Source organism: Sediminibacterium sp. FW305-C-61, from assembly GCF_058231065.1.
The window spans coordinates 1-4,352 of record NZ_JBIQXR010000011.1 but is presented as its reverse complement, the minus strand read 5'-3'; the positions used below and the strand labels follow the sequence as shown (position 1 = coordinate 4,352).

The 4,352-nt window shown below is 41.7% G+C and carries 1 protein-coding gene; it reads left to right on the top strand.

Annotation, left to right across the window (positions count from 1 at the left end; translation table 11 throughout):
- Positions 1 to 4,352, top strand: a 4,352-nt coding sequence (locus tag ACH30E_RS16855) for a beta strand repeat-containing protein (RefSeq protein ID WP_490847359.1), incomplete at both ends; no start/stop codon positions are given.

The following is a 4,352-nucleotide window of genomic DNA, read 5'->3' as shown; positions in this document are numbered from 1 at the left end:
ATAACCGGAACAGTTGAAGCAGGTAATGTAAGTGCAACAAGTGTAACAGGAACGAGCGGTACATTCGATAATATCACCATCACTGGTAATATCGTAGGTGGTACGATCAGTGCTACTTTAAATGATGGTACGCAGGGTACAATCACGAACCTGGCAAATATCCAGAACATTACTGCTACTGGTAACATCACTTCTAATACGATCAGTGCTACAACAGCTAATATCACTAACCTGACCGGTTTAACTAATTTAAGTGCAACAGGAACGATTGAAGCGGGAACAGTAAGTGCAACGAATGCTACGATCAGTAACTTAAGTGGTTTAACAAACTTAAGTGTAACTGGCACCGCACAGATCGGAACTGTAAGTGCTACCAATGTAAATGGTGGCTCAGGCACATTTGACAACATCACTGTAACAGGTAACATTGTAGGTGGTACGATCAGTGCTACTTTAAATGATGGTACGCAGGGTACAATCACTAATCTGGCTAATATCCAGAACATCACTGCTACTGGTAATATTACTTCTAATACGATCAGTGCTACAACAGCTAATATCACTAACCTGACCGGCTTAACTAATTTAAGTGCGACTGGTACGATCGAAGCGGGAACTGTAAGTGCAACGAATGCAACGATCAGCAACTTAACTGGTTTAACTAATTTAAGTGTAACTGGAACTGTTGATGCTGGCGCGGTAAGTGCAACAAGTGTAACAGGAGCGAGCGGTACATTCGATAATATCACCATCACTGGTAATATCGTAGGCGGTACAATCAGTGCAACCTTAAATGACGGTACTCAGAATAGCATCACTAACCTGGCTAATATCCAGAACATTACTGCTACTGGTAACATCACTTCTAATACGATCAGTGCTACAACAGCTAATATCACTAACCTGACAGGCTTAACTAATTTAAGTGCGACCGGAACGATTGAAGCCGGAACAGTAAGTGCTACAAATGCAACTATCAGTAACCTGACAGGACTGACTAACTTAAGTGTAACTGGCACTGTTGATGCTGGCAATGTAAGCACTACATCAATCACTAGTGGCTCAGGTACATTTGACAACATCACTGTAACAGGTAATATCGTAGGTGGTACAATAAGTGCAACCTTAAACGATGGCACTCAGAACAGCATCACTAATCTGGCTAATATCCAGAGTATCACAGCTACTGGAACCATCAGTGCAGGTACTTTAAGTGGATCATTAAGCGATGGTGCACAGAATAGCATTACCAACCTTGCTAACGTAACCAGCTTAACAGCTACAACAGCTAATATTACTAATGCTAATATTACGAACCTGACTGGTCTGACTAATATCAGTATCACTGGTACAATCAGTGCAGGCACCGTAAGTGCAACCAATGTGACTGGTACAAACGGTACATTTGATAACCTAACTGTAACTGGTAACATCGTAGGTGGAACAATCAGTGCAACCTTAAATGACGGTACGCAGAACAGCATCACTAACCTGGCTAATATTCAAAGCATCACTGCTACCGGTACTATCAGTGCGGGTACATTGAGTGGTTCATTAAGTGATGGAGCACAGAACTCAATCACTAATCTTGCTAACGTAACCAGCTTAACAGCTACTACGGCTAATATTACTAATGCTAATATTACGAACCTGACTGGTCTGACTAATATCAGTATCACTGGAACAATCAGTGCAGGCACTGTAAGTGCAACCAATGTGACTGGAACCAACGGTACATTCGATAACCTAACCGTAACTGGTAATATCGTAGGAGGTACAATAAGTGCAACTTTAAATGATGGTACACAGAACAGTATCACTAACCTGGCTAATATTCAAAGCATCACTGCTACCGGTACTATCAGTGCAGGTACATTGAGTGGATCATTAAGTGATGGTGCACAGAACTCAATCACTAATCTTGCTAACGTAACAAGTTTAACTGCTACAACAGCTAATATTACTAATGCTAATATTACGAACCTGACTGGTTTGACTAATATCAGCATCACCGGTACAATCAGTGCAGGCACTGTAAGTGCAACCAATGTGACTGGTACAAACGGCACATTCGATAACCTAACCGTAACAGGTAATATCGTAGGTGGTACAATAAGTGCAACCTTAAACGATGGCACTCAGAACAGTATCACTAACCTGGCCAATATCCAGAACATCACTGCTACTGGCACAATCAGTGCGGGTACATTGAGTGGATCATTAAGTGATGGAGCACAGAACTCAATCACTAATCTTGCTAACGTAACAAGTTTAACTGCTACAACAGCTAATATTACTAATGCTAATATTACGAACCTGACTGGTTTGACTAATATCAGCATCACCGGTACAATCAGTGCAGGCACTGTAAGTGCAACCAATGTGACTGGTACAAACGGCACATTCGATAACCTAACTGTAACTGGTAATATCGTTGGTGGTACGATCAGCGCAACCTTAAACGATGGTACACAGAATAGCATCACTAACCTGGCTAATATCCAGAACATCACAGCTACCGGTACAATCAGTGCAGGTACATTAAGTGGTTCATTAAGTGATGGTGCACAGAACAGCATTACTAACCTTGCTAATGTAACCAGCTTAACTGCTACTACGGCTAATATCACTAATGCTAATATTACCAACCTCACTGGTCTGACTAATATCAGTATCACTGGTACAATCAGTGCAGGAACAGTAAGTGCAACCAATGTGACTGGAACCAACGGTACATTTGATAACCTAACCGTAACCGGTAACATCGTAGGAGGCACCATCAGTGCTACCTTAAACGATGGTACGCAGAACAGCATCACTAACCTGGCTAATATCCAGAACATCACTGCTACCGGTACAATCAGTGCAGGTACATTAAGTGGATCATTAAGCGATGGAGCACAGAACAGCATTACTAACCTTGCTAACGTAACCAGCTTAACAGCTACAACAGCTAATATCACTAATGCAAACATTACCAACCTGACTGGTCTGACTAATATCAGCATCACTGGAACAATTAGTGCAGGTAATGTAAGCACTACAAGCATCACCAGCGGATCAGGCACATTTGATAATATCACCGTAACTGGTAATATCGTTGGTGGTACGATCAGCGCAACCTTAAATGACGGTACTCAGAATAGCATCACTAATCTTGCTAATATCCAGAATATCACAGCTACCGGTACAATCAGTGCAGGTACTTTAAGTGGATCATTAAGCGATGGAGCACAGAACTCAATCACTAATCTTGCTAACGTAACAAGCTTAACTGCTACAACAGCTAATATTACTAATGCTAATATTACGAATCTGACTGGTCTGACTAATATCAGTATCACTGGTACAATCAGTGCAGGAACTGTAAGTGCAACCAATGTGACTGGTACAAACGGCACATTTGATAATATCACTGTAACCGGTAATATCGTAGGCGGTACAATAAGTGCAACCTTAAACGATGGTACTCAGAACAGCATCACTAACCTGGCTAATATCCAAAGCATCACCGCTACCGGTACTATCAGTGCAGGTACATTGAGTGGATCATTAAGTGATGGTGCACAAAACAGCATTACTAATCTTGCTAACGTAACCAGCTTAACTGCTACTACGGCTAATATCACTAATGCTAATATTACGAACCTGACTGGTTTGACTAATATCAGCATCACCGGAACAATTAGTGCAGGCACTGTAAGTGCAACCAATGTAACTGGAACCAACGGTACATTCGATAATATCACTGTAACTGGTAATATCGTAGGAGGCACCATCAGTGCAACCTTAAACGATGGTACTCAGAACAGCATCACTAACCTGGCTAATATCCAAAGCATCACTGCTACTGGAACTATCAGTGCGGGTACATTAAGTGGAAGCCTGTCAGCAGGAGCACAGAACAGCATTACGAACCTTGCTAATGTAACAAGCTTAACTGCTACTACGGCTAATATCACAAATGCAAACATTACGAACCTGACTGGTTTGACTAATATCAGCATCACTGGTACAATCAGTGCAGGCACTGTAAGTGCAACCAATGTGACTGGTACAAACGGCACATTTGATAATATCACTGTAACTGGTAACATCGTAGGCGGTACAATAAGTGCAACCTTAAACGATGGTACTCAGAATAGCATCACTAATCTTGCTAATATCCAGAGTATCACAGCTACTGGAACCATCAGTGCAGGTACTTTAAGTGGATCATTAAGCGATGGTGCACAGAACTCAATCACTAATCTTGCTAACGTAACCAGCTTAACTGCTACTACGGCTAATATCACTAATGCTAATATTACGAACCTGACTGGTCTGACTAATATCAGCATCACTGGCACCAT